The organism is Stenotrophomonas sp. 3(2025) (assembly GCF_052665395.1).
Genome location: NZ_JBQOIF010000024.1, coordinates 1 through 24124, shown reverse-complemented (window position 1 = coordinate 24124; position 24124 = coordinate 1). Strand labels below are relative to the sequence as shown.

The 24124-nt window shown below is 65.3% G+C and carries 20 protein-coding genes and 9 tRNA genes; 22 read left to right on the top strand and 7 right to left on the bottom strand.

Going from position 1 to position 24124, the window contains the following annotated elements; all coding sequences use genetic code 11:
- Positions 1-282 precede the first annotated feature (282 nt).
- From ppx to ACUXVE_RS16460, 5 genes are all read right to left on the bottom strand, one after another.
- Complete coding sequence (ppx, locus tag ACUXVE_RS16480) at positions 283-1809, bottom strand: exopolyphosphatase (RefSeq protein ID WP_025878116.1); 1527 nt, start codon at positions 1807-1809, stop codon at positions 283-285.
- A gap of 634 nt (positions 1810-2443) precedes the next feature.
- On the bottom strand, positions 2444-4531 hold the full coding sequence (gene ppk1, locus ACUXVE_RS16475; RefSeq protein ID WP_025878118.1) for a polyphosphate kinase 1: 2088 nt from the start codon (positions 4529-4531) through the stop codon (positions 2444-2446).
- 4 nt (positions 4532-4535) lie between these two features.
- Positions 4536-5867 (bottom strand): phosphate regulon sensor histidine kinase PhoR, encoded by a 1332-nt coding sequence (gene phoR, locus ACUXVE_RS16470; protein ID WP_025878120.1) that lies wholly within the window; start codon positions 5865-5867, stop codon positions 4536-4538.
- Positions 5868-5972: 105 nt separating this feature from the next.
- Entirely contained in the window at positions 5973-6662 is a 690-nt protein-coding gene (gene phoB, locus ACUXVE_RS16465) for a phosphate regulon transcriptional regulator PhoB (RefSeq protein WP_025878121.1), read from the bottom strand.
- Positions 6663-6778: 116 nt separating this feature from the next.
- A complete protein-coding gene (locus tag ACUXVE_RS16460) occupies positions 6779-8479 on the bottom strand; it encodes a M48 family metalloprotease (RefSeq protein ID WP_445514815.1) in 1701 nt (566 codons plus the stop codon).
- Between the two features lie 92 nt (positions 8480-8571).
- On the opposite strand from ACUXVE_RS16460, the gene grxC reads away from it, so the two are divergent.
- The 7 genes from grxC to ACUXVE_RS16425 all read left to right on the top strand — a co-directional run bounded on the left by grxC (position 8572) and on the right by ACUXVE_RS16425 (position 13780).
- Positions 8572-8862, top strand: a complete 291-nt coding sequence (gene grxC / locus ACUXVE_RS16455) for a glutaredoxin 3 (RefSeq protein ID WP_117311846.1) — start codon at positions 8572-8574, stop codon at positions 8860-8862.
- Positions 8859-9251, top strand: coding sequence for a carboxymuconolactone decarboxylase family protein (locus ACUXVE_RS16450; RefSeq protein WP_005408260.1), 393 nt, complete (start codon positions 8859-8861; stop codon positions 9249-9251). The genes grxC and ACUXVE_RS16450 overlap by 4 nt, the downstream gene beginning before the upstream one ends.
- Before the next feature lie 357 nt (positions 9252-9608).
- Positions 9609-10613 (top strand): isocitrate dehydrogenase, encoded by a 1005-nt coding sequence (locus ACUXVE_RS16445; RefSeq protein ID WP_222390561.1) that lies wholly within the window; start codon positions 9609-9611, stop codon positions 10611-10613.
- Positions 10614-10741: 128 nt separating this feature from the next.
- Positions 10742-11182, top strand: coding sequence for a hypothetical protein (locus tag ACUXVE_RS16440; RefSeq protein WP_445514814.1), 441 nt, complete (start codon positions 10742-10744; stop codon positions 11180-11182).
- 103 nt (positions 11183-11285) lie between these two features.
- The gene (locus ACUXVE_RS16435; protein ID WP_445514813.1) at positions 11286-12029 is read left to right on the top strand and encodes a cysteine hydrolase family protein; all 744 of its coding nucleotides are present in this window, start codon (positions 11286-11288) and stop codon (positions 12027-12029) included.
- A 53-nt stretch (positions 12030-12082) separates the two neighbouring features.
- Complete coding sequence (locus ACUXVE_RS16430) at positions 12083-12991, top strand: LysR family transcriptional regulator (RefSeq protein ID WP_445514812.1); 909 nt, start codon at positions 12083-12085, stop codon at positions 12989-12991.
- Positions 12992-13018: 27 nt separating this feature from the next.
- On the top strand, positions 13019-13780 hold the full coding sequence (locus ACUXVE_RS16425) for a sulfite exporter TauE/SafE family protein (RefSeq protein ID WP_032977393.1): 762 nt from the start codon (positions 13019-13021) through the stop codon (positions 13778-13780).
- 4 nt (positions 13781-13784) lie between these two features.
- On the opposite strand, the gene ACUXVE_RS16420 is transcribed toward ACUXVE_RS16425, so the two are convergent.
- The gene (locus tag ACUXVE_RS16420; RefSeq protein WP_445514811.1) at positions 13785-14417 is read right to left on the bottom strand and encodes a flavin reductase family protein; all 633 of its coding nucleotides are present in this window, start codon (positions 14415-14417) and stop codon (positions 13785-13787) included.
- Positions 14418-14513: 96 nt separating this feature from the next.
- The gene (locus ACUXVE_RS16415; RefSeq protein WP_025878135.1) at positions 14514-15272 is read right to left on the bottom strand and encodes a Bax inhibitor-1/YccA family protein; all 759 of its coding nucleotides are present in this window, start codon (positions 15270-15272) and stop codon (positions 14514-14516) included.
- Positions 15273-15453: 181 nt separating this feature from the next.
- Here ACUXVE_RS16415 and ACUXVE_RS16410 point away from each other — a divergent pair.
- The 15 genes from ACUXVE_RS16410 (at position 15454) to ACUXVE_RS16340 (ending at position 24122) form a co-directional block, all read left to right on the top strand.
- Positions 15454-15530 (top strand) — tRNA-Pro (locus ACUXVE_RS16410).
- A gap of 39 nt (positions 15531-15569) precedes the next feature.
- Positions 15570-15646: transfer RNA gene (locus tag ACUXVE_RS16405), tRNA-Arg, on the top strand.
- A gap of 173 nt (positions 15647-15819) precedes the next feature.
- Positions 15820-15896 (top strand) — tRNA-His (locus tag ACUXVE_RS16400).
- Positions 15897-15975: 79 nt separating this feature from the next.
- Positions 15976-16051 (top strand) — tRNA-Lys (locus ACUXVE_RS16395).
- A gap of 161 nt (positions 16052-16212) precedes the next feature.
- Positions 16213-16288: transfer RNA gene (locus tag ACUXVE_RS16390), tRNA-Lys, on the top strand.
- A 255-nt stretch (positions 16289-16543) separates the two neighbouring features.
- The gene (locus tag ACUXVE_RS16385) at positions 16544-16870 is read left to right on the top strand and encodes a hypothetical protein (RefSeq protein ID WP_445514810.1); all 327 of its coding nucleotides are present in this window, start codon (positions 16544-16546) and stop codon (positions 16868-16870) included.
- A gap of 123 nt (positions 16871-16993) precedes the next feature.
- Positions 16994-17078, top strand: a tRNA-Leu gene (locus tag ACUXVE_RS16380).
- Between the two features lie 191 nt (positions 17079-17269).
- Entirely contained in the window at positions 17270-18565 is a 1296-nt protein-coding gene (gene tig, locus ACUXVE_RS16375; protein ID WP_025878140.1) for a trigger factor, read from the top strand.
- A 76-nt stretch (positions 18566-18641) separates the two neighbouring features.
- Entirely contained in the window at positions 18642-19268 is a 627-nt protein-coding gene (gene clpP / locus ACUXVE_RS16370; RefSeq protein WP_025878142.1) for an ATP-dependent Clp endopeptidase proteolytic subunit ClpP, read from the top strand.
- Between the two features lie 126 nt (positions 19269-19394).
- Positions 19395-20684 carry an ATP-dependent Clp protease ATP-binding subunit ClpX gene (gene clpX, locus ACUXVE_RS16365; protein WP_025878143.1) on the top strand — a complete coding sequence of 430 codons (1290 nt, stop codon included), beginning with the start codon at positions 19395-19397 and terminating at the stop codon, positions 20682-20684.
- A 142-nt stretch (positions 20685-20826) separates the two neighbouring features.
- A complete protein-coding gene (gene lon, locus ACUXVE_RS16360; protein WP_445514809.1) occupies positions 20827-23280 on the top strand; it encodes an endopeptidase La in 2454 nt (817 codons plus the stop codon).
- Positions 23281-23498: 218 nt separating this feature from the next.
- A complete protein-coding gene (locus ACUXVE_RS16355; protein ID WP_004146343.1) occupies positions 23499-23771 on the top strand; it encodes an HU family DNA-binding protein in 273 nt (90 codons plus the stop codon).
- 11 nt (positions 23772-23782) lie between these two features.
- A tRNA-Val gene (locus ACUXVE_RS16350) sits at positions 23783-23857 on the top strand.
- Positions 23858-23882: 25 nt separating this feature from the next.
- Positions 23883-23959 (top strand) — tRNA-Asp (locus ACUXVE_RS16345).
- A gap of 89 nt (positions 23960-24048) precedes the next feature.
- Positions 24049-24122 (top strand) — tRNA-Asp (locus ACUXVE_RS16340).
- Positions 24123-24124 lie beyond the last annotated feature (2 nt).

Genomic DNA, 24124 nt, shown 5'->3' with positions numbered 1-24124 from the left:
GACGCCAAAACGGGCGTCGAAGGAATCGGCAGGTCCAGGACCGAGCCGATGACCCGATAGTAGTCTCGTTGGTTAATGCTATGTAAAGAGGGTGTGTCGGTTTATGTCGTTACACATCACGTGGTTTCACGAAATGTGAACAAAAGCAGGGATTTACGTGAAGGCGCGGCAGGCATGGCCACCGCAGGCTGCTGCGTTGCAGCAGGAATTGGCGGTCGATTGCGCGAACTGTAACGAAATGTAATCGGGCGCCGGCCGGCGATCGGACGGCCGGCGCCCTGCTCAGACCACGAACGGACGGAACTGGATGCCGAGTCCAGCGATGCCCTCGGTCTCCCCGATCAGGTCGGCGCGCAGCAGCGGGCGCGCATCGATGAAGTCCTGCGGCACGATCAGCGACAGGCGGCTGTCGTCGGCAGTCAGCTCCAGCACCGGCAGCGGTGCGTCTTCATGCGCACGGTTTAGAAGGACCGCCAAGCGCAGCAGGGCAGCCAGGCGCCGTGCGGTCAGCAGCAGGCGTTCGGGAATGGCATCGAAGGCGGTCTTGCTGATGCCGCGGCGGTGATTGCGCACCAGCGTCGCCAGCATCTGCTGTTCCTGCCGCGAGAAGCCGGCGATATCCGAGTTTTCCAGCACGTAGCTGCCATGCACGTGGTAACCGCTGTGGGCGATCATCAACCCCAGCTCATGCAGGCGTGCGGCCCAGCCGAGCATGCGTGCGTCATCGGCATCCAGCTTCCAGCGCTCCTGCACCTGCTCCAGCAACGACAGTGCGGTGTCCTGCACACGGCCGGCCTGCACCGTGTCGATGCCATAGCGATGGGTGAGGGCGGCCACCGATTCATCGCGCGGGTCATTGTCGCCGGCACGGCCGAGGATGTCATAGAGGATGCCCTCGCGCATCGCGGCCTTGCTGACCAGCAGCTTCTGCAGGCCCAGCGCCTGGAAGGCGGCTTCCAGCACCAGGATGCCGCCGGCGATGATCGGGCGGCGATCGCTGGACAGGCCAGGCAGCACGATGTCGTCGATCTTCTTGGCCTTCAGCAGCTCATCGCGGAGCTGCGGCAACGCCTCGGCGGTGATCGCACCCTTGCTCAGCTTCATCGTCGCGCAGATTTCGCTGATGGCCTTGTGGGTGCCAGACGACCCCAGTGCCTCCTGCCAGCCCAGCGCGCGGTACTTGCTGGCGAAGGGCTGGAATTCCCGGCCGATTTCGGCCAGTGCATCCTTCCAGCGCTTCTTGCTGAGTTTGCCGCCGGGGAAGAAGCGACGGGTGCTGGCGATGCAGCCGGCCTGCAGGCTCTCGCGCTCCAGGGTCTGCATGCCCTTGCCGATGATGAACTCGGTCGAGCCGCCACCGATGTCGATCACCAGGCGATGCTGGTCGGGCTTGGGCGGTTGTGCATGGGCCACGCCCAGGTAGATCAGGCGCGCCTCTTCGCGGCCACTGACCACTTCGATGGCGTGCCCGAGCGCGGTTTCGGCCGGCATCAGGAACGCCTGCGGCGAGCGCAGCTGGCGCACGGTATTGGTGGCCAGTGCACGCACGCGATGCGGCGGGACGTTGCGGATGCGCTGGCCGAACCGGGCCAGGCACTCCAGCGCGCGCTGTCGCGCTGCGGCGGAGAGTCCGCCCTTGCCGTCCAGGCCGTCGGCCATGCGCACGGTTTCGCGCAGGCGGTCGATCACCCGCAGCTGGCCAAGCGTGTAACGCGCGATGACCATGTGGAAACTATTGGAGCCAAGGTCGATGGCGGCCAGCAGGTCGCCATCCTGCAATGCGGGCGGAGTCGTGGTGGTATGCGGCATGGGCGAATGTTAGCCGAAGGGGCGGTGTGCTCGTCACCGCGCGGCCTTCACATTTTGGAGGGGGGAGTGCGGCAGGGCTGCGCCCTGCACCCGCCGGAGCGGTAGTACCGGCCGCTGGCCGGCAACCTCAACGTAACAGCAACAGCAACAGCAACAGCAACAGCTGGCTTCCTGTGGGATGGCGGGGTGGGTCCGGTTGCGGGGGACGCCGTAAACCCCCAGACCGGCCCAGCCGCTGGCGGCTGTGCGTTCGGGCGCTTGCGAAGCAGTGCTTCGCAAGCAAAGCGCCCTCACCCATGGGGGCTTGACCGCGGCATCCATGCCGCGGACACCCCCGCAACCGGACCCACCCCGCCTTTGACAGTTTTTCGCGATCTGTCGGAATGGCATGGCCTGCGCATGGTGGGTGTCGACCTTGGTTAACACGGTGGATCCACGCCATGCGTGGATGAATCCAAACGTGCCAACCGAGGTTGGCATCTATCGGATCAAAGGGCCTGCATATGTCGACCTTTGACAGGTTCACGCGGCTGTTGGTGGGTGTCGACCTTGGTCGACACGGTAGATCCACGCCATGCGTGGATGAATCCAAACGTGCCAACCAAGGTTGGCACCTACCTGGCCACCTACCGGGTCAGAGGCCCTGCATCAACGCCATCTGCGCCGAATGCGGGGCTTCGTCGTGGGCCGGTGCGCGCTTGTGGTAGATGCCTTCGGCATCCAGCTCCCAGGCGTTGAGGTTGTCGTCCAGGTAGTTCTGCAGCACCTCGCGGTACACCCGCTTGGCCAGCGCCGGGTCGAGGATCGGGAAGCAGGTTTCCACCCGGCGCAGCAGGTTGCGTTCCAGCCAGTCGGCGCTGGCGCAGTACAGCTCCGGTGCGCCGTCGTTGCCGAACCAGTAGACCCGGCTGTGTTCCAGGAAACGGCCGACGATCGAGCGCACGCGGATGTTGTCCGACACACCCGGTACGCCCGGGCGCAGGGTGCAGGCGCCACGGATGATCAGGTCGATCTGCACACCCGCCTGCGAGGCGGCGTACAGCGCACGGATCACCTGCGCTTCGTTGAGGGCGTTCATCTTGGCGATGATCCGCGCCGGTCGCCCGGCGGCGGCGATGCGCGTCTCGCGCTCGATCCTCGCCAGGATCCCGGTGTGCAGGGTGAAGGGCGACTGCAGCAGGCGCTTGAGCTTCATCTTCGACGCCAGCCCGGACAGCTGCTGGAACAGCAGGTGCACGTCGTTGCCGATGTCCGCATCGGCGGTGATCAGGCTCAGGTCGGTGTACGCGCGCGCGGTACCGCTGTGGTAGTTGCCGGTGCCCAGGTGCACGTAGCGGCGCAGCTTGCGGCCTTCGCGGCGCACGATCAGCAGCATCTTGGCGTGGGTCTTGTAGCCGACCACGCCGTACACCACCTGCACGCCGGCTTCCTGCAGCCGATCGGCCAGGCCCAGGTTGGCCTCTTCATCGAAGCGCGCGCGCAGCTCGACCACCACGGTCACGTCCTTGCCGGCGCGTGCTGCCTGGATCAGTGCATCGACGATCAATGAGTCCTTGCCGGTGCGGTACAGGGTCTGCTTGATCGCCAGCACGTTCGGATCGAGCGCGGCCTGGCGGATCAGGTCCAGCACCGCCGCGAACGCGTCGAAGGGATGGTGCAGCAGCAGGTCCTGGCGGGCCACGGTCTCGAAGATGCCGTCGCTGTCGCGCAGGGTGCGCGGGGTCATCGGCGGATACTTCAGGTCCGGCTGGGCGATCAGGTCGTACAGCTGGATGATGCGGTTGAGGTTGACCGGTCCGTCGATGCGGTACACCGCGTTCTCGGTCAGGCCGAAGTTCTGCAGCAGGGTGCGTACGATGTCGCGCGGCATGTCGTGGGCGATCTCCAGCCGCACGGCAGGCCGGTAGCCGCGGTCCACCAGCTCATCGCGCAGGGCCAGCGCCAGGTTTTCCACTTCCTCTTCATCCACCACCAGCTCGGAGTTGCGGGTGACACGGAACTGATAGGCGCCCAGCACTTCCAGGCCCGGGAACAACTCATCCACGAAGGTGGACAGCACCGAGGACAGGAACACGAAGTTCTGCGGGCCGCCGAGTTTTTCCGGCAACTGGATGATCCGCGGCAGCGAACGCGGTGCGCGCACGATGGCCAGGTGGCCGCTGCGGCCGAACGCATCGGTGCCCTTCAGCACCACCACGATGTTCAGCGACTTGTTGAGGATCTTCGGGAACGGATGCACCGGGTCCAGGCCCAGAGGCGACAGCACCGGCATGATCTCGTTGCGGAAGTAGGCGCGCAGCCAGCGCTTCTGGCGGTGGGTCCAGGAGTTGCGGCCCAGCACGCCGATGCCGGCCTCCATCAGCGCCGGGCGCAGCGTCTGGTTCCAGCAGCGGTACTGCTGGTCCACCAGCTCGGCAGCGCGCTCGTGGATGGCATTGAGAATGGCCTGCGGGCTCATGCCGTCCGGTGCCGGCGGCAGGCCGAACTCCTGTGCATGACGGACCGCAGCGGCACGGATCTCGAAGAATTCATCCAGGTTGGTGCAGGAGATGCACATGAAGCGCAGGCGCTCCAGCAGCGGCACCTGCGGATCCATCGCCTGCGCCAGCACGCGGAAGTTGAAATCCAGCTGCGACAGTTCGCGGTTGATGTACAGCGCCGGGTCGCGCAACGGATCGCTGTCCGTGCTCACGGGGAGGGGGAGGGATCCGAGGCTGCTCATGGCGTCATTCTTCGAAGGAGGTCAGGGGGGCGGACTCACGCGGTCGCACGTGGTCGGCATCGAAATGGCAGGCGAACACCGAGCCCTTGCCGACCTCGCTGTCGATTTCCAGGCGCGCGTGGTGCAGGCCCAGGATGTGCTTGACGATCGACAGGCCCAGGCCGGTACCGCCGCTTTCGCGCGAGCGGCTGCTGGAGACGCGGTAGAAGCGTTCGGTCAGGCGTGGCAGGTGGGTGGCCGGAATGCCGTAGCCGGTGTCACGCACCGCCAGCACCACGCCGTCGCCTTCGCGGCGGAACTCCACCGCGATGCGGCCACCGGCCGGGGTGTAGCGCACCGCGTTGGTGACCAGGTTGGAGAACGCGCTGTGCAGTTCCTTGGTCGAGCCCTGCAGGTCCACGCCGGCAAGGTCGTCGATGCTGATCTGGTGGCGGCCCTGGCTGTGCGCTTCGGCTTCACGGCGCAGCGTGGCCAGCATGGGCTGCATGGCCACCGTCTCGGCCTCGCTGTGTTCCTGCGATTCCAGCCGCGACAGAGTCAGCAGGTCCTCCACCAGCTGGGCCATGCGCTGGCTCTGCTTGCGCATTTCCTCCAGCATCGGTCCGGTTCCCGGGAAATCCTCCGGGTCCATCATGTCCAGGTAGCCGTGGACCACGGTGAGCGGCGTGCGCAGCTCATGTGAAACGTTGGCCACGAAGTCGCGGCGTACCTGTTCCAGGCGCAGCAGTTTGCTGACGTCACGGGCGATCAGCAGCCAGTAGTCGGACGAATAGGGAATCAGGCGCAGGTTCAGGCGGATCGCAGGATCGACCGGCGAGGGCACGTCCAGGATCGGTTCGGCGTTGCGGCCACCGGCCAGCCAGTGGGCCAGCGGCATCGGCTGCAGGCGTTCGACCAGGGCCTCACCCAGATCGCCCGGATGATGCAGGCCGAGCAGCGCCGTGGCCGCTTCGTTGAACCACTGCACGCGCTGGCTGTTGCGGTCCAGCACCACCACTGCGTCGGGCAGCGCGGCCGCTGCAGCGCGATAGCTGCGCAGCATGTCCAGCAGGCGCCGCTTGCGCACGCGCATCTCGACCTGGTTGCGGTACAGCAGGCGGTCCAGCTCGTTCCAGACGCCGGTGCCTTCGGCGGCGGTATCCCAGCGCTGGCGCGCGGTCAGCCGGCGCAGCACGCGGCGCAGCCGCCAGTAGTGCCAGACCAGCGTCGCCAGTGCCGCCAGCGCGATGCACAGCCACAGGTGGCCAGTGAACCAACCGACCAGACCGGCCAACAGCAACACGGTGGCCACGGTGGCCAGTGTCTTCAACCAGGCAGAGCGGATGTGGCGGGGCATTGCGGTCTCGTCGTGGGTTGCGGCGGTTCACGCAGGTGAACCGGAAGTTATAGCAGAGTTGCCGACGCCGGCACCGTGGGGTGCACGGCGCCGGCACGACGAGGCTCAGGTTGCGGTGGAGAAGCGGTAACCGGCGCCGCGCACGGTCTGCACCATGTTCTCGGCGTTGAACGGTTCCAGCGTCTTGCGCAGGCGGCGGATATGGACGTCGATGGTGCGTTCTTCCACATACACGCTGCCGCCCCACACGTGGTCCAGCAGCTGCGCGCGGGTATACACGCGCTCGGGGTGGGTCATGAAGAAGTGCAGCAGGCGGTACTCGGTCGGGCCGATCGGCACCGGCTGGTCGTTGGCGAACACGCGATGGGCGGCACCGTCGATGCGGATCGCGCCCACCGCCACGCTGCCGTCCTCGTCATCGTCGCGGGCGCGGCGCATGACCGCGCGGATACGCGCCAGCAGTTCGCGCGCCGAGAACGGCTTGACCACGTAGTCGTCGACCCCGGCTTCGAGGCCGCCGACGCGGTCGTTCTCTTCGCCGCGCGCGGTCAGCATGATGATCGGCACTTCGCGGGTGAGGGTTTCCTTGCGCCAGCGCCGGGCCAGGTCCAGGCCGCTGGTGCCGGGCAGCATCCAGTCCAGCAGGATCAGGTCGGGGACGCGGTCGGCGATGGCGGTCTGGGCCTCGCGGGCATCACCGGCGTGGACAGGTTCGTAATCGCCCTTGCGAAGGGCGAAGGCGACCATTTCGCGGATCGCGGGCTCGTCATCGACGATCAGGATGCGTTTCTGCACGAGGGCACCGTAGGGCTCAGTTACTGGAGTGGTGCCAGTAGACTACGGTTTGATGACATGTTTGTGACTGCCTGGCCGGCATCTGGCATTGCTGCCATCTGCCGGTCATGCCGCACTCAGCGGCGGTCCAGATCCGGGTCCTGCACGCCCTGCCGGCGCAGCTCGAGCACGGTGGGCGTGATCGCCTCGATCCGCGCATCCACCCGGGCCCGACCGACATAGTCCAGCGCGGGGTTGCGCTTGAGTGCCTGCAGCTGCATCAGGGCCTGTTCCGGGCGCCCGCCCAGGAACGCCGCCTCGGCATAGGCCTCGCTGGCGCGCACGCTGTCGCCGGCCAGTTCACTGGCGCGGGCGTAGCGCTGCTGGAAGACCGGATCGTTACCGCTTTGCGACAGCAGCGGACGCAGCATCGCCTGCGCGCGCTGGCCCGCGGCCTGGCCTCCCTGCTCGTTCAGGATCTCGGCGTAGGTCAGGGCCACCGGCCGGCTGTTGGGGTGTTCGTGAAGCAGCTGCTCGAAGCGCGCATTGGCCTGGGTGGATTGGCCGGTGCGCGATTCCGCTTCGGCCAGCGCCAGGGCGACCCACAGGCTGTCCGGGTGGGTCTTCAGCAGGTCGGTGAGGGTCTGCCGGGCCTGGCTGGCACCGCTGCGGCCACCGCGCATCGTGGCCAGCGCCTGGCCATAGCGCTGGGCGTCATCCAGACCGTCCTTCTGCCTGCGCGCAAGATCGGTGTACTCGCGTTGCAGGTCGGCCGGGCTGTCGGCGCTGAGCACGCGCAGGCGCTCACGGGCCCAGTTGAAATCGCCACTGGCGCCGCGGCTGAGCTGGCCGATCGGAACCCGCAGCACGCTGCCGGGCAGCAGTGGGTTGATACCGCGCAGCAGCGGATCGCCCAGGGTCGGGTCGGCGGGATCCACTCGTTCCCTGCGCTCGCCGCTGGGCGTGCGCGTGGTCAGCAGCACCGTGTCCTTCTTCATCTGTTCGGCGCGGGCCTTGGCCTCGCTGATGCGGGTGGTGTTGACCGGGTGGGTGCGCAGGAAGTCGGGAACGCTGTAGCCGCCATCGTTGCCGCGCATCGCCGAGGACATGCGCTCGAAGAAGCCCGCCATCGCATCCACGTCGTAGCCGCTGCGCGACAGCGTGCGGATGCCCAGCCGGTCGGCCTCGGATTCATTGGAGCGGGTGTAGTCGATCTGCCGCTGCTGCATCAGGCCCATGCCCGAGCTGATCGCAGCCATGGTCGCATTGCCCGAGGACGAACTGTTGCTGGCCTGGGCGGCAACCACCGCCGCCAGCATGCCCAGCAGGATCGGGATCTGGTCGCGCTGCGCGCGCTCGACCCCGCGCAGCACGTGCTGCTGGGTGACGTGAGCGATTTCGTGGGACAGCACCGCCGCCACCTCGTCCTCGCGCTCGGCCGTCAGCACCAGGCCGGCATTGACGCCGATGTAGCCGCCGAGGGTGGCAAAGGCGTTGATCTGCCGGTCCTTCATCACGAAGAACGTGTAGGGCTGGCGTGGCTGGTCACTGTTGGATCCGAGGCGGGTGCCCATGGTCTGCAGCCAGTCGTTGACCAGGGGATCGTCCAGCAGGTAGCCATAGTTGCGCAGTTCGCGCAGCATCATCGCGCCGTATTCGGCCTGCCGGGCCGGGGTCAGCAGTTCGCCCGCCGAGGAGCCGATGTCCGGCAGCTTCTCCTGGGCCTGCGCCAGCGGGGCGGCCAGGGCCAGGGTCAGGGCAGCGGTGAGCAGCAGGGGTCGCAAGCGGTCGGTCCTCGGGCAGGGTCGGCCCAGCGTGGCAGGGCAGGGGGCAACCATTCGTTAATCAATCCACAGTGTTGCGGGCGTGGCGTGGAAATTCCAGCGCACCGGTACCATATATGGACCGTCGATCCATCGTGGAGTTTCCCGTGACAGCCCAGTCCGCCGGCGCTACCCCCGCCATCACCATCTATTCCACCGCCGTCTGCCCGTACTGCGTGGCCGCCAAGAACTTCCTCAAGAGCAAGGGCCAGCAATGGACCGAGGTCCGCATCGACCTGGATCCGGTCGAGCGCGAGAAGATGATGGCCAGGACCCGCCGCACCAGCGTCCCGCAGATCTTCGTGGGCGACGTCCATGTGGGCGGCTATGACGACATGATGGCCCTGCATCGTGAAGGCAAGCTCGAGCCGCTGCTGGCCGGGCAGGGCCAGGCATGAGCGCGGCCGATGACGGCAGCAAGGACCGGATCGCCGAGTTCACCGACTTCCGCAAGCGCATGAATGAACGCATCCTGGGCGAGCCGAACCAGGTGGTGCGCCGCTTCTTCGCGCTGGACACGCAGACCTACCAGGCCGGCGCGCTGGACGTGAAGACCAAGGAACTGCTGGGCCTGGTCGCCTCGATGGTGCTGCGCTGCGACGACTGCATCAGCTACCACGTGGCCCAGTGCAAGGACGCCGGCGTCACCCGTGAGGAGTTCTTCGAGACCTTCTCGGTAGGCCTGGTGGTCGGTGGCTCGATCGTGATCCCGCACCTGCGCCGCGCGGTGGACTTCCTCGACCAGCTTGAAGGTGGCGCCGCCGCCCCGGCAGCGCACGAGCACTGAGCACGGTCGCTACCGCGAACCGGGCTCTCTGGTAGTGCCGGCCGCTGGCCGGCATCTGGTGGACCCAAATCGGCAGAGGTTGCCGGCCAGCGGCCGGCACTACCCGGTAAATGCCTGCACCGGGGCCTTCCCCGCGATCCCGCAGCCCAGGAGCCCCCTTGTTGTTCAAGGGGGCGCGCCGAAGGCGCGGGAATAAGGACGAATGCGCGGGCAATTATGCCTTTGCCGGGGTCGGGACCATGGTCTACTTGGGTAGCCGGGCCCGGCTAAGGCATAATTGCGGGTGAAACTTCCTTTGCGCCGGCGTTTCCGGGCACGTCCGGACGGCGTTTTTCCCCCTGTTCGGAACATCGATCAATGACGCAGAAAATTACGGTCATCCGCGGCGACGGCATTGGCCCGGAAATCATGGACGCCACCCTGTTCGTGCTCGACCAGCTCAACACTGGCCTGGAGTACGAAGATGCCGACGCCGGCCTGGTGGCCCTGGAGAAGCACGGCGACCTGATGCCGGCGGTGACCCTGGAATCGATCGCGCGCAACAAGGTCGCGCTGAAGAGCCCGCTGACCACCCCGGTCGGTGGCGGCTTCACCTCGATCAACGTCAGCCTGCGCCGCCACTTCGACCTGTACGCCAACGTGCGTCCGGCCCACACCTTCCCGAACACCAAGTCGCGCTTTGAAAACGTCGACCTGATCACTGTTCGTGAGAACACCGAAGGTGCGTACCTGGCCGAAGGCCAGGAAGTGTCGGCCGACGGCGAGACCGCTTTCTCCGGCACCCGCATCACCCGCAAGGGCTCCGAGCGCATCGTGCGTTACGCCTTCGAGCTGGCCAAGAGCACCGGCCGCAAGAAGGTCACCGCCGTGCACAAGGCCAACATCATCAAGTCGACCTCGGGCCTGTTCCTGGCCGTGGCGCGCGAAGTCGCCGCGCAGTACCCGGACATCGAGTTCCAGGAAATGATCGTCGACAACTGCTGCATGCAGCTGGTGATGCGTCCGGAACAGTTCGATGTGATCGTCACCACCAACCTGTTCGGTGACATCATTTCCGACCTGTGCGCCGGTCTGGTCGGTGGCCTGGGCCTGGCCCCGGGCGCCAACATCGGCAAGGACGCGGCGATCTTCGAAGCCGTGCACGGCACCGCGCCGGACATCGCCGGCCAGGGCAAGGCCAATCCGTGCGCCCTGCTGCTGGCGGCGGCACAGATGCTGGACCACGTCGGCCAGCCGGAAAACGCCGAGCGCCTGCGCAAGGCCATCGTCGCCACGATGGAAGCCAAGGATTCGCTGACCGGCGACCTCGGCGGCACCGGCAACACGATGGGCTTCGCCAAGGCGATCGCCAGCCGCCTGTAAGCGGCGGCTGACCTGCTGGGGAGCGTCGCAGGAGATTCCTGCAGGGCTCGGATACTCGCAGACGGGCCGTCCTTGTACGGCCCGTCTGCGTTTCGAGCTGCGCATTTTTTACCGACAGGGTTTCATGGATGCCTGAGACGGCTGTGTGGGTCCTGGTGGCTGCTGCTGTTTACGTTCTGGGTGTGGCCATCTACTTCGTCTTCTACTGGCCATGGTCCCGTTCGCAGCGCGCGCTGGGCCGCCTGCGCAGGGTGGGGGCACCCGTTCGCAGCATGCGGCGGTCCGAGGCGCGCATCCTGCAGTTGATCGAGTTTCCGGTAGGGGCTCCGGTTCTCCTGCTGGAGGGGCACTGCGCGGAGTTCGTCATCAGGAGTGCCGGTTTTCCTCTCCGGCATGTCCACACCTTGGCTGGCGTGCCGGTGAAGTATCCGGCCGGCCTGCAGCATGCCGTGCGCGCCGGTAACAATACCGCCGAAGTCGTGCTCGGGCGCGAGTACGCGATGATCGTACGGCTCAATGGGGCAACGCTGACCTCGCACCATCGCCCAAGCTCAACGGTATGGGGGTGATCTGTGCGATTTGTGCACAGATCGTGTGCCGACCGATGGCTGGTTCGTGCGCCTTCCGCTCCTCATCCTGTGCCCACACTTTCCACCGCACAGGAGCTTGACCATGAACCTCACTGCTTTCGGCCTGGCCGGCCTGATCGGCATGGCTGCCACCGCCCCGGTTGTCGCCGCCGAGCCGGTCCACCCCACCATCCGCCATATGGCCGGCGCTGCGGCTGCCACCTCGCTCGACGCAGCGAAGACGGCCGTGCTGGTGATCGACTTCCAGAACGAGTACTTCGACGCCAGCGCCGCGTCCGGTTTCGCCGGTGGTCGCATGGTCATTCCCGATGGTGTAGCGGCCCTGCGGCAGACGCGTCGCGTGGTCGACTTCGCTGATGCCAACGGCATCCGCGTGATCCATGTGCAGCACGTACTGCCGGCAGGCGCGCCGCTGTTTGCAGAAGGCAGTGTCAACGCGGCATTCCACCGTGACATGCAACCGCGCAAGGGCGAGACCGTGGTGCAGAAGGACAACGTCAGCGTGTTCGCCGGTGCCTCGGCAGCGGCACTGGACAAGGTGCTGAAGGATGCCGGTATCGACACCCTCATCGTCACCGGGCTGCAGACCCATGCCTGCGTTGCCGGTGCTGCACGCGATGCTGCTGCGGCGCCGCGCGGCTACCGGGTGATCGTGGCTTCCGATGCCTCTGCCAGCCGTGATCTGGATCTGGCCAATGGCGGGACCATCGGCCATCGCGCATTGCATGAGGCGTCGCTGGCGCAGATCGAGGATGCCTTTGGCGAGGTCATGACCACCTCGGCGATTCTGGCCCTGCCGGTGCGCAAGGCAGGCAACGGCACTTGATAAGCTGGCGGGGTCCGCAGCCTGCGGGCCCCGCCGACTGGAGCGCGCTGCCGATGGATCATTTCGCCGCCCTGCGAGCCCTGCGCGCGATCGTCGACGCCGGCAGTTTCACTGCCGCCGCCGAGCGGCTGGGTACCACCCATTCGGCGATGTCGCGGCAGTTGCGTCAACTTGAAGAGCACCTGCAGGTGCGGCTGCTGGATCGCAACAGCCGGCGGCTGTCGTTGACCGAGGCCGGGCGCGACTACTACCGCGAGGCGGTGGCGCTGCTTGACCGGCTGGAGGCCGCCGATGACCGTGCGCGGGCCGGCCAGGCCCAGCCCAGCGGGCGCGTGCGGGTCAGCGTGCCGCAGGTGGTCGCCAGCCAGGAGCTGCCGCATTGGCTGCCTGGCTTCCTGGCGCGCTATCCGCAGGTTGCGCTGGAACTGTCGGCCGACGATCAGCTCGTCGATGTGGTCGGCGGGGGCTTCGACCTCGCCCTGCGCATCGCGCCGTCCTTGCCTGACAGCCAACTGGTCGCCCGTGAACTGGCGCGATGCCCGCGCATCCTGGTTGCGGCACCGGCGTACCTCGCCCGGCAGGGACTGCCTCGACAGGTGGCCGACCTGCAGAACCACACCTTGTTGGGGTTCAACCCTGTTGCGGCGATGACGCCGTGGCAGCTGCACGGACCGCGCGGTGTCATCGCCAGCGTGGAGGCCGGACAACGACTGCGCGTGGACGCCACGCCGGCACTGTATGCGGCGGTGCTGGCCGGCATGGGCATCAGTCTGTTCACCGCGCTTACGGTGCAGGAAGATCTTCGCGCCGGCCGCTTGATCCGCGTGCTTCCCAGCTGGCACGGTGGCACGCGCTGCTATTTCGCGCTGTATCCCCATGCGCGTGCGCTGGCGCCGAAGGTGCGCGCGCTGGTCGATCATCTCGCCACGCATTACGCTGCAGCGTCGGGTGCGGCAAGGTAAGTCGCACGGCAGTGGTGAGGAGTGGGGATGGAGCCGGTGTATCTGCTGGTCGCGCTGGGCGCGATCGTCGCGGGGTTCGTGCAGGGCCTGTCTGGATTCGCGTTCGGCATGGTCGCGATGTCGTTCTGGGCGTGGGGGCTGGATCCCCGGCTTGCGGCGACGCTGTCGGTGTTCGGCGCGCTGGTCGGCCAGTTGCTGGCGGTATTCACCGTGCGCCGTGGCTTCAACCTGCGCCTGCTGCTGCCGTTCGTGCTCGGTGGGCTGGCGGGCATTCCTCTTGGCGTGCTGGTGCTGCCGCAGCTGGACATGGCCTGGTTCAAGGCGCTGCTGGGAGGTTTCCTGGCGCTGTGGTGCCCGGTGATGCTGATGGCGCGTTCGTTGCCACCGGTCACCGTTGGCGGCCGGTTCGGCGACGCGCTGGCCGGCATGGCCGGTGGTGTACTCAGTGGCATCGGTGGCTTCGCCGGGCCGATACCGACCCTGTGGAGCACGCTGCGGGGCTTCGGCAAGGACGAGCAGCGCGCGGTCATCCAGAACTTCAACCTGGCGATGCTGGCGGTGACCATGGCCACCTATGTCGGTACCGGCATGGTCACCCGGCAGATGCTGCCGTACTTCGCCATTGTCGCGCCGGCGATGCTGGTACCCACGCTGCTGGGGGCGAAGCTGTATATCGGTATCAGTGAGGCGCGTTTCCGGCAGATCGTCCTTGGCCTGCTGACCGCTTCCGGCGTGGCCATGCTGGCCTCGTCGCTGCCGATCCTGCTGTCCCGTGGGGCGGCGGGATGAGTGGTCAGGTGGGCCGCAGCATGCGGAAGCGTTGATCGGCGGTGATCCGGAAGTAGTCGGCCGGTCCGCCACCGCGCAGGATGGTGTCGCTCGCTGCGGTGTCGTAGATGCCGTCGACGAGCAACCGCGTATCGATATGCACGGCGACCACTTCTCCCAGTACCAGCCAGCCATTGGTGTCATTGCCGACCGCATCACGCAGACGCACGATCTGCGTGCAGCGGCACTCCATGCTCACCGGGCTCTGCGCAACGCGCGGCGGTGCAACCAACTCCGAGGCCAGTGCCGTCAGCCCGGCCAATACGAACTCGTCCACGCCGGGCGCGACTGCGCGGCAGCTTTCGTTCATTGCCTGGGCCAGATCGAATGTGGCGAGGTTCCAGACGAACTCGCCGGTGGCTTCGATGTTGCGCAGCGAGTCCTTGCGGCCCTGGCTGCTGAAACCAATGATCGGCGGCGTGTAGTTGAACGCGTTGAAGAAGCTGTAGGGCGCCAGGTTCACATTGCTGTCGGCATCACGACTGGAGATCCAGCCGATGGGGCGCGGGCCGATGATGGCGTTGAACGGATCATGTGGCAGGCGATGGCCATCGGCCGGGCGATAGCTGTGGAAGCGGGGAGGGAGGGGGTCTGCCATGGGCGTGTTTCCGCGGGAGTCGAGCGTGCTCGACGCTACAAAAAAAGGCCGCGATCCCGACGGACCGCGGCCTTGTCGTTTACGGCATGGCCAGGATCAGCGCTGCTGGATCTTCGACAGCAGGCGCAGGAACTCCACATACAGCCAGACCAGGGTCACCATCAGGCCGAATGCGCCATACCATTCCATGTACTTCGGCGCGCGCTGGGCCACGCCGGTTTCGATGAAGTCGAAATCCAGCACCAGATTCAGCGCGGCCACGACCACCACGAACAGGCTGAAGGCGATGCCCAGCCAGCTGGCGTCATGGATCACCGGCACGTTGATGTTGAAGAAGCCCAGCACGAACGAGGCCAGGTACAGCAGGGCAATGCCGCCGGTGGCGGCGACCACGCCGAGCTTGAAGTTCTCGGTGGCCTTGATCAGGCCGCTGCGGTAGGCGAACAGCAGTGCGAACAGGGTGCCGAAGGTCAGCAGCACGGCCTGGAACACGATGCCCGGGAACTTCATGTTGAACACGGCCGAGATGGCACCCAGGAACAGGCCTTCCACCAGCGCATAGAGCGGTGCGGTGACCGGCGACCATTCCTTCTTGAACACGGTGATCAGGGCCAGCACCAGGCCACCGATCGCCCCGCCCATGGCGTACAGCTTGGCGCCGGCCATCACCTGGCCGTAGTCGTCCACGGTCTGGTTCCAGGCGAAGGCCGCGGTCAGCACGGTCAGCAGCAGCAGGAAGCCGGTCTTGTTGACGGTGCCATTGAGGGTCATGGCCTGGTCGGGGCTGGTCACCACCGAGCCACTGGCCAGATCGAGGAAGGTCGACTCGGAAAGAGCCGGGTTGCCGCTGCGCATGCGAGGTCTCCGTGCGAAAAGGGGGCGATTGGGCCATCCGGCCGCTGGCTGCGAGCATAGCCGATGACTGCGCAGGCCGTGGTCATGGCGGGGCAGGGCTGGGATTGCGCGTTGACAGTTCGCAGGGCGCTTGGCCACAATGGTCAGCTCCCCGGGTCCATGCCCGAGGGGATTGCAACACCGGGGTATAGCGCAGTCTGGTAGCGCGCCTGCTTTGGGAGCAGGATGTCGGGGGTTCGAATCCCTCTACCCCGACCAATCCCACGTCACGTCGGATTGGACGCCGTTCCGGTTCGGGCGCCCGTAGCTCAACTGGATAGAGCACCGGCCTTCTAAGCCGGCGGTTACAGGTTCGATTCCTGTCGGGCGCGCCATTGGTGCGACACCGGAACGTAGCTGGCGGATGTGAAGAAGTGCTTGCAAAAGCATGCAGACTCCACCAGAATGTCGGACTTGCTTCGGCGGACCTGAACTTCGGTGACAGTCCTCGGGCAACGTATCAAGCGGCAGCGTCGGCAGCATCGGCGGTGAAGCGAAAGTTTCAGTGGTGGCTGTAGCTCAGTTGGTTAGAGTACCGGATTGTGATTCCGGTGGTCGGGGGTTCGAATCCCCTCAGCCACCCCACTGATTCAACCGCATCGGCATCGCCGAAACGGTATTGCAATAAACAGGTCGCCGGCTATAATGTGCGCCTGAGTTTCAAGGGCTGTTAGCTCAGTTGGTAGAGCAGTTGACTCTTAATCAATAGGTCCAAGGTTCGAATCCTTGACAGCCCACCAAGACAGAAGCCATCGGGTTCGCCCGGTGGCTTTTTTCTTCAAGATGTAACCCTTCGCGATGGATCGCCGGTTGCAGTGCTTGTTTCAACGACGTTGAAGGACGTTGAAGAAAGTGCTTGCAACGCCCTCGCGGATCGGGTCATAATTCGCCCCCCGATTTCGGGCTGTTAGCTCAGTTGGTAGAGCAGTTGACTCTTAATCAATAGGTCCAAGGTTCGAATCCTTGACAGCCCACCAGACGAAAGCCACTTGGTCCGCCAAGTGGCTTTTTTCTTGCCTGCAACAGCTTCGGTAGATCCACGCCATGCGTGGATGAAGGCCGCACGAAGCGCGCAGTTCACGCATCGCCTGGCTCTACTGAAGCGTGGCTGAAATCAGCGTCACATGCGTCATCAGCATGTTCAATGCTGTGAGCTGCTTCTCACCGGTTGCTGCCGGCATCGCTCCCAATAGGTGTTCCGCGCCGAAGGCGCATGCATGAGGAGTGCTTCGATGACGTTCAACAAGAGCACGGGCGCAATGCTGTCCGGCCTGGTGGTGATCGCGCTGTCAGGCTGCAGGGCGGACGAGGCGGCCACCGCCGCTGCGCCGGACTACGCGCGGACGGTCGAGCGATCTGCGGATGTCGACCACGTCGCTGCACAGCCGGTGGAGGGTCGCGACGCCACGCAGTCGACCGGGGCGACAGGGGCGGCGCTGCCTGCTGGCGCGGTTGAAGTGGCGCGCTCCGTCGATGGCGCCACGCTGGAAACGCCCAGTGATGATGCGGCCGGCGTCCCTGCGGGCGAAACACCCGAGCCCGCGCCGGCCGCCCGCTGACCCGGATCGGCATGGGGCGGGATGCGCCCAGGCCGACCCCAAAGGGCAATTTCCCTGTTCAGTTTTGTGGAAGCCTTCCGCTTTCCGCCCCCGCCTGCAACAATGAACACCTGAGCCGGCCACGCGAAAGTGGCGGAATTGGTAGACGCCCTGGATTTAGGTTCCAGTGCCGCAAGGCGTGGGGGTTCGAGTCCCCCCTTTCGCACCAGGCCGGCCCGTCCCCCGCCCAGTCGGGCATTCCGCGTCAACCCCTGCGCCCGGCCGTGCTGGCGGCGCCGCCCGAATTGGGCGAAACTAAAGGGCTGCGGCAAGCAGGCGCGTCATCGACGTCGTGTCCTTACAACCGTTTCATCCATCATCGAGCCGGGGGCCAGGGCGCCACCGGTGGCAGGAGTCAACATGCAAGCTTCGATCGAAACCATCGGCAACCTGGAACGCCGCCTGAGCTTCTCGCTGCCGGAAGACCGTCTGCAGAGCCACATCAACGGCCGCCTGGGCGAAATCGCCCGCACCACCCGCATCAAGGGTTTCCGTCCGGGCAAAGTGCCGGCCAAGGTGATCGAGCAGCGCTTCGGCGCGCAGGTCCGTGGCGAGGCGCTGGACGGCCTGCTGCGCGAAACCTTCGACGCCGCCGTGCGTGAGCACGACCTGCGCATCGTCGGCAGCCCGCGCATCGACAAGGGTGACGAGGGTGAGTTCTCCTTCGTGGCCACCGTCGAAGTGGTGCCGGACTTCGGTGACATCGACGTCAGCAAGCTGACCGTGGTGCGCCACACCGCCGAAATCACCGATGCCGACATCGACCAGATGATCGAGAACCTGCAGACGCAGCGTCGCAGCTGGTCGCCGGTCACCCGTGCCGCGCAGGACGGCGACCTGGTCGCACTGGAAACCTGGTCGCAGGCCGGTGACGAGCGCCTGCCGGCCGAAGGCACCGAGAAGGGCAGCATCGTGCTCGGCCAGGGCATGATGTTCGAGACCATCGAGCAGGGCCTGGTCGGCATGGCCAAGGACGAAGAGAAGACCCTGGACGTCGAGTTCCCGGCTGACTGGCGCGTGCCGGCGCTGGCGGGCAAGACCGTGCAGGTCACCGTGAAGGTCAGCGATGTCTCCGAGCCGGTCGTGCCGGCCGTCGATGAAGCCTTCATCAAGAGCTTCGGCGTGAAGGGTGGCGACGTCGAGCAGTTCCGCAGCGACATCCGCGCCAACCTCGAGCGTGAGCTGAAGGGCGCACTGATGAACCGCCTGCGTCGTGAAGTCGGCGAGCAGCTGATCGCGGCCTATTCGTCGGTGGAAATGCCGCCGCGCCTGGTCGAGAACGAAGCCCGCGCCATGCTGGCCCAGCAGGTCGAGCAGATCCGCCGCAGTGGCCGCAACCCGGGTGAAATCCCGGCCGACGCCCACGAAGGCTTCAAGGACGCTGCTGCCAAGCGCGTGCTGGTCGGCCTGGTGGTCGGCGAAGTGGCCCGCAGCAACGACCTGCGCCTGGAGCCGAAGCGCCTGAATGAAACGATGCGTCTGATCGCCTCGACCTACGAAGAGCCGGAACAGGTCATTGAGATGTACCGCAACGACCCCCAGCTGATGTCTGGCCTGCAGAACCGCGTGATGGAAGAGCAGGTGATCGACTGGATCGCCGAGCGCGCCCAGCACACTGAAGAAAAGCTGTCGTTCCAGGACGCGATCCGCCAGTAATCCCGGGCGGATCCCCGGATTCCCCGCGCCAGCCCTGGCGCGGGGGTGTTTCCCCCCAAGATAGGTACCTCACGAAATGGACAACCGAACCAAAGCCCTGAACATGGTTCCCATGGTGGTCGAGCAGACCAGCCGCGGCGAGCGTGCCTACGACATCTATTCGCGCCTGTTGAAGGAGCGCCTGATCTTCCTGGTTGGCCCGATCGACGATCACATGGCCAACGTGGTGGTGGCGCAGCTGCTGTTCCTGGAAGCGGAAAATCCGGAAAAGGACATCAGCATCTACATCAACTCGCCGGGTGGCGTGGTCACCGCCGGCATGGCGATCTACGACACCATGCAGTACATCAAGCCGGACGTGAGCACCATCTGCGTTGGCCAGGCCGCCTCGATGGGCGCGCTGCTGCTGGCGTCCGGTGCGGCGGGCAAGCGCTATGCGCTGCCGAACTCGCGGGTGATGATCCACCAGCCGCTGGGTGGCTTCCAGGGCCAGGCCACCGACATCGACATCCACGCACGCGAGATCCTGACCCTGCGTGCGCGCCTGAACGAAGTGCTGGCCAAGCACACCGGCCAGTCGCTGGAGACCATCGCGCGCGATACCGAGCGCGACAACTTCAAGAGCGCGGTCGATGCGGTCGCCTACGGCCTGGTCGACCAGGTCCTGGAGCGTCGTCCGGAAGAGTCGATCCAGGCCGGCTGACCGGCACTCACGGGGCCATGGCAGGCCCCGTTCCTGCAGGGTCGGGTGGACTGATGTCCTTCCGGCCCTGTGTTATTCTCGAATCGAACCCCCGTTCAGCGGGTGGGGTAACTGGGTAAGCGAAGCATGAGCGAAGACCGCCAAGGTCGTTCCACGGACACCGGCAAGATCCTCTACTGCTCTTTCTGCGGCAAGAGCCAGCATGAAGTGCGCAAGCTGATTGCCGGTCCGAGCGTGTTCATCTGCGATGAGTGCGTGGAGCTGTGCAACGACATCATCCGAGAGGAGCTTGAGGAAAAGGCGCAGTCGGCGCGCAGTTCGCTGCCCAAGCCGCGCGAGATCCTCGAGGTGCTCGACCAGTACGTGATCGGACAGAACCGCGCCAAGCGGACTCTGGCCGTGGCCGTGTACAACCACTACAAGCGCATCGAGAGCCGCCAGAAGAACGACGAAGTCGAACTGGCGAAGTCGAACATCCTGCTGGTCGGTCCGACCGGTTCGGGCAAGACCCTGCTGGCCGAGACCCTGGCCCGCCTGCTCAACGTGCCGTTCACCATGGCCGACGCCACCACGCTGACCGAAGCCGGTTACGTGGGCGAGGACGTGGAGAACATCATCCAGAAGCTGCTGCAGAAGTGCGACTACGACGTCGAGAAGGCACAGCAGGGCATCGTCTACATCGATGAAATCGACAAGATCTCGCGCAAGAGCGAGAACCCGTCGATCACCCGCGATGTGTCCGGCGAAGGCGTGCAGCAGGCCCTGTTGAAGCTGATCGAAGGCACCGTGGCCAGCGTTCCGCCGCAGGGTGGGCGCAAGCATCCGCAGCAGGAATTCCTGCAGGTGGACACCAAGAACATCCTGTTCATCTGCGGCGGCGCGTTTGCCGGCCTGGACAAGGTGATCCAGCAGCGTTCCAACGACGCCGGCGGCATCGGTTTCGGCGCCAAGGTGAAGAGCAGCGAGCGCAAGCAGGAAGTGGGCAAGGTGCTGGCTGAAGTCGAGCCGGAAGACCTGATCAAGTTCGGCCTGATTCCCGAGTTCGTGGGCCGCCTGCCGGTGGTCGCGACCCTGGAGGAGCTGGACGAGCCGGCCCTGATCCGCATCCTGACCGAGCCGAAGAACGCCATCACCAAGCAGTTCAAGAAGCTGTTCGAGATGGAGAACGTCGAGCTGGAGTTCCGGCCGGACGCCTTGTCGGCCATCGCCAAGAAGGCGCTCAAGCGCAAGACCGGTGCCCGTGGCCTGCGCACCATCGTCGAATCGGTCCTGCTGGACACCATGTACGACCTGCCGTCGCAGGAAAACGTCAGCAAGGTTGTCGTGGATGAATCGGTGATCGAGCACAAGTCCGAGCCGTACCTGATCTACCAGACCCCGCCGGTCCCTGAACAGAAGGCCGCTGGCGCCGAATGATTCTTTCAACTTGTTGAATAGAAAGAATTTTCTCGGAACGTCTTGCATCTGAAAGCCGATGGCCCCATAACGGGGCCATCGGCTTTTTTTGTCTCCGGAAGATGCCCTCCCGGAGACGGTTTTCCCCTTCCCTGGAGCCCCCATGGCCCGTTCCCCAAGTGAGACCCTCGACCTGCCGGTCCTGCCGCTGCGCGACGTAGTGGTATTCCCGCACATGGTCATCCCGCTGTTCGTCGGCCGCGACAAGTCCATGCACGCGCTGGAACAGGCGATGGAAGCAGACAAGCGCATCCTGCTGCTGGCGCAGAAGTCGGCCGAGACCGATGACCCGCAGGCCGCCGACCTTTACCAGGTCGGTACGCTGGCGCAGGTGCTGCAGCTGCTGAAGCTGCCTGACGGCACCATCAAGGTGCTGGTCGAAGGCCTGTCCCGCGTGCAGGTGACCAGCGTCAGCGAACGCGATGGATCGCTGCACGGCCAGGCCGTTGAAATCGAGGCCGCCGATGCACGCGAGCCGCGCGAAATCGAGGCCATCGCCCGCTCGCTGATGTCGCTGTTCGAGCAGTACGTCAAGACCAACCGCAAGCTGCCGCCGGAACTGCTGCAGACCCTGGCCGGCATCGATGAGCCGACACGCCTGGCCGATACCATCGCCGCCCATATCAGCGTGCGGTTGTCGGACAAGCAGCGCCTGCTGGAAACGCTGGCGGTGGGCGAACGCCTGGAGATGCTGGTCGGCCTGGTCGACGGCGAGATCGACGTGCAGCAGATGGAAAAGCGCATCCGCGGCCGCGTGAAGTCGCAGATGGAAAAGAGCCAGCGCGAGTATTACCTCAACGAACAGATGAAGGCCATCCAGAAGGAACTGGGTGACCTGGACGATGCGCCGGGCGAACTGGAAGAGCTGGCGCGCAAGATTGCCGAAGCGGGCATGCCCAAGCCGGTGGAAGCCAAGGCGCGCAACGAACTCAACAAGCTCAAGCAGATGTCGCCGATGTCTGCCGAAGCAGCGGTCGTGCGCAACTACCTGGAGTGGCTGCTGGGCGTGCCGTGGAAGAAGCGCAGCAAGGTGCGCAAGGACCTGAAGGCCGCGCAGGACACCCTGGATGCCGATCACTACGGCCTGGAGAAGGTCAAGGAACGCATCCTTGAATACCTGGCGGTGCAGTCGCGGGTGAAGCAGATGAAGGGGCCGATCCTGTGCCTGGTCGGGCCGCCGGGCGTGGGCAAGACCTCGCTGGGCCAGTCCATTGCCAAGGCCACCAACCGCAAGTTCGTGCGCATGTCGCTCGGCGGTGTGCGCGATGAAGCCGAGATCCGTGGCCACCGTCGTACCTATGTCGGTTCGATGCCGGGCCGCATCGTGCAGAACCTCAACAAGGTCGGCAGCAAGAACCCGCTGTTCGTGCTGGACGAGATCGACAAGATGTCGATGGACTTCCGTGGCGATCCGTCCTCGGCGCTGCTGGAAGTGCTCGACCCCGAGCAGAACAACGCGTTCAACGACCACTACCTGGAAGTGGACCTGGACCTGTCCGAAGTGATGTTCGTGGCGACCTCCAATTCGCTCAACATCCCCGGCCCGCTGCTGGATCGCATGGAAGTGATCCGCATCCCCGGTTACACCGAGGATGAGAAGCTCAACATCGCCACCCGTTACCTGTCGCCGAAGCAGATCAAGGCCAACGGCCTGAAGCCGGAAGAACTGGAGATCGGCAGCGACGCGATCCAGGACATCGTGCGCTACTACACGCGCGAATCCGGCGTGCGCAACCTGGAACGCGAGATCGCCAAGATCTGCCGCAAGGTGGTGAAGGAAATCGCGTTGGCCGGGCCGCAGCCGGTGGCGAAGGCGAAGAAGGGCGCGCGCAGGTCCAAGGCGCTGGTGAGCGTGTCGAGCAAGAACCTGGACAAGTACCTGGGCGTGCGTCGCTTCGACTTCGGCCGTGCCGAAGAAGAGAACGAGATCGGCCTGGTCACGGGCCTGGCCTGGACCGAAGTCGGTGGCGATCTGCTGCAGATCGAATCGACGCTGGTACCGGGCAAGGGCCAGCTGATCCTGACCGGCCAGCTCGGCAACGTGATGAAGGAATCGGCGTCGGCGGCGTTGTCGGTGGTACGTTCGCGCGCCGAGCGCTTCGGCATTGATGTGGACTTCCTGCAGAAGCACGACGTGCATCTGCATGTGCCCGATGGTGCCACGCCGAAGGATGGCCCCAGTGCCGGTGCGGCGATGGTGACCTCGCTGGTGTCGATGCTGACCAAGGTCGCCGTGCGCGCCGATGTGGCGATGACCGGCGAAATCACCCTGCGGGGGCGCGTCACCGCGATCGGCGGCCTGAAGGAGAAGCTGCTGGCGGCCCTGCGCGGCGGAATCCGCACGGTGATCATTCCCGATGAGAACCGCAAGGATCTTGCCGACATTCCGGCCAATGTCACCCGCGACCTGGAGATCGTGCCGGTGAAGTACATCGAGGAAGTGCTCGATCTGGCCCTGGAACGTCCGCTGGCACCGAAGAAGACGCGCAAGAGTGCGCAGCGCGTCACGGTGCGCAGCAAGGCCAAACCGAGTGGAAACGCGCGCGTCAAGCATTGATGCGTCCTGTCGAAATGCTTGAAACCCGCGTCGTTGCTGGCTTTCCAGCTTGCGTGGGGGTAGGGCCGCTGGTATAAAAGCAGCACTCGCGAATGAGTGATCGCAGTCAGCGCTCACTGAATTCGGCGAACCGTTTCCACATGGCAACCGCATGCAGACGTCGTGCGGTTGCTTCCCTGTCGAATACGCGGAACCCACCGCCAAAGGAGTTGTACAGAATGAACAAGACCGAATTGATCGATGCCGTTGCTGAAGCCGCCGACCTGACCAAGGCCGAGTCCAGCCGCGCTGTCGATGCCGTCGTTGCTGCCGTCACCAAGGCGCTGAAGGACGGCGATGCGGTCACCCTGGTTGGCTTCGGTACCTTCCAGGTCCGCGACCGTGCTGCCCGCACCGGCCGCAACCCGAAGACCGGCGACACCATCAAGATCGCTGCTTCGAAGAATCCGTCGTTCAAGGCTGGTAAGGCCCTGAAGGATGCTGTAAACTAAGCGGCTCGCTGGGGTGCTTAGCTCAGCGGTAGAGCGTCTCCTTTACACGGAGAGGGTCGGGGGTTCGAAACCCTCAGCACCCACCACAGCACCGCGGTAAGTTTGAAATGTGGAGCGGTAGTTCAGCTGGTTAGAATGCTGGCCTGTCACGCCGGAGGTCGCGGGTTCGAGTCCCGTCCGCTCCGCCATTTTCAACGAGGCCCCCGGCCGAAAAGCTGGGGGCCTTGTTTTCTCTCCAACCAATGGGTTGTAGGGAAAACAAAGAGGTCTGCAATACGGAGCGGTAGTTCAGCTGGTTAGAATGCTGGCCTGTCACGCCGGAGGTCGCGGGTTCGAGTCCCGTCCGCTCCGCC

What these genes read in the sequence shown, in the direction of transcription:
- ppx (WP_025878116.1), bottom strand. Translation starts at nt 1,809, where the DNA reads ATGCCGCATACCACCACGACTCCGCCCGCATTGCAGGATGGCGACCTG.
- ppk1 (WP_025878118.1), bottom strand. Translation starts at nt 4,531, where the DNA reads ATGAGCAGCCTCGGATCCCTCCCCCTCCCCGTGAGCACGGACAGCGAT.
- phoR (WP_025878120.1), bottom strand. Translation starts at nt 5,867, where the DNA reads ATGCCCCGCCACATCCGCTCTGCCTGGTTGAAGACACTGGCCACCGTG.
- ACUXVE_RS16460 (WP_445514815.1), bottom strand. Translation starts at nt 8,479, where the DNA reads ATGGTTGCCCCCTGCCCTGCCACGCTGGGCCGACCCTGCCCGAGGACC.
- ACUXVE_RS16450 (WP_005408260.1), top strand. Translation starts at nt 8,859, where the DNA reads ATGAGCGCGGCCGATGACGGCAGCAAGGACCGGATCGCCGAGTTCACC.
- ACUXVE_RS16445 (WP_222390561.1), top strand. Translation starts at nt 9,609, where the DNA reads ATGACGCAGAAAATTACGGTCATCCGCGGCGACGGCATTGGCCCGGAA.
- ACUXVE_RS16440 (WP_445514814.1), top strand. Translation starts at nt 10,742, where the DNA reads ATGCCTGAGACGGCTGTGTGGGTCCTGGTGGCTGCTGCTGTTTACGTT.
- ACUXVE_RS16435 (WP_445514813.1), top strand. Translation starts at nt 11,286, where the DNA reads ATGAACCTCACTGCTTTCGGCCTGGCCGGCCTGATCGGCATGGCTGCC.
- ACUXVE_RS16430 (WP_445514812.1), top strand. Translation starts at nt 12,083, where the DNA reads ATGGATCATTTCGCCGCCCTGCGAGCCCTGCGCGCGATCGTCGACGCC.
- ACUXVE_RS16425 (WP_032977393.1), top strand. Translation starts at nt 13,019, where the DNA reads ATGGAGCCGGTGTATCTGCTGGTCGCGCTGGGCGCGATCGTCGCGGGG.
- ACUXVE_RS16420 (WP_445514811.1), bottom strand. Translation starts at nt 14,417, where the DNA reads ATGGCAGACCCCCTCCCTCCCCGCTTCCACAGCTATCGCCCGGCCGAT.
- ACUXVE_RS16415 (WP_025878135.1), bottom strand. Translation starts at nt 15,272, where the DNA reads ATGCGCAGCGGCAACCCGGCTCTTTCCGAGTCGACCTTCCTCGATCTG.
- ACUXVE_RS16385 (WP_445514810.1), top strand. Translation starts at nt 16,544, where the DNA reads ATGACGTTCAACAAGAGCACGGGCGCAATGCTGTCCGGCCTGGTGGTG.
- tig (WP_025878140.1), top strand. Translation starts at nt 17,270, where the DNA reads ATGCAAGCTTCGATCGAAACCATCGGCAACCTGGAACGCCGCCTGAGC.
- clpP (WP_025878142.1), top strand. Translation starts at nt 18,642, where the DNA reads ATGGACAACCGAACCAAAGCCCTGAACATGGTTCCCATGGTGGTCGAG.
- clpX (WP_025878143.1), top strand. Translation starts at nt 19,395, where the DNA reads ATGAGCGAAGACCGCCAAGGTCGTTCCACGGACACCGGCAAGATCCTC.
- lon (WP_445514809.1), top strand. Translation starts at nt 20,827, where the DNA reads ATGGCCCGTTCCCCAAGTGAGACCCTCGACCTGCCGGTCCTGCCGCTG.
- ACUXVE_RS16355 (WP_004146343.1), top strand. Translation starts at nt 23,499, where the DNA reads ATGAACAAGACCGAATTGATCGATGCCGTTGCTGAAGCCGCCGACCTG.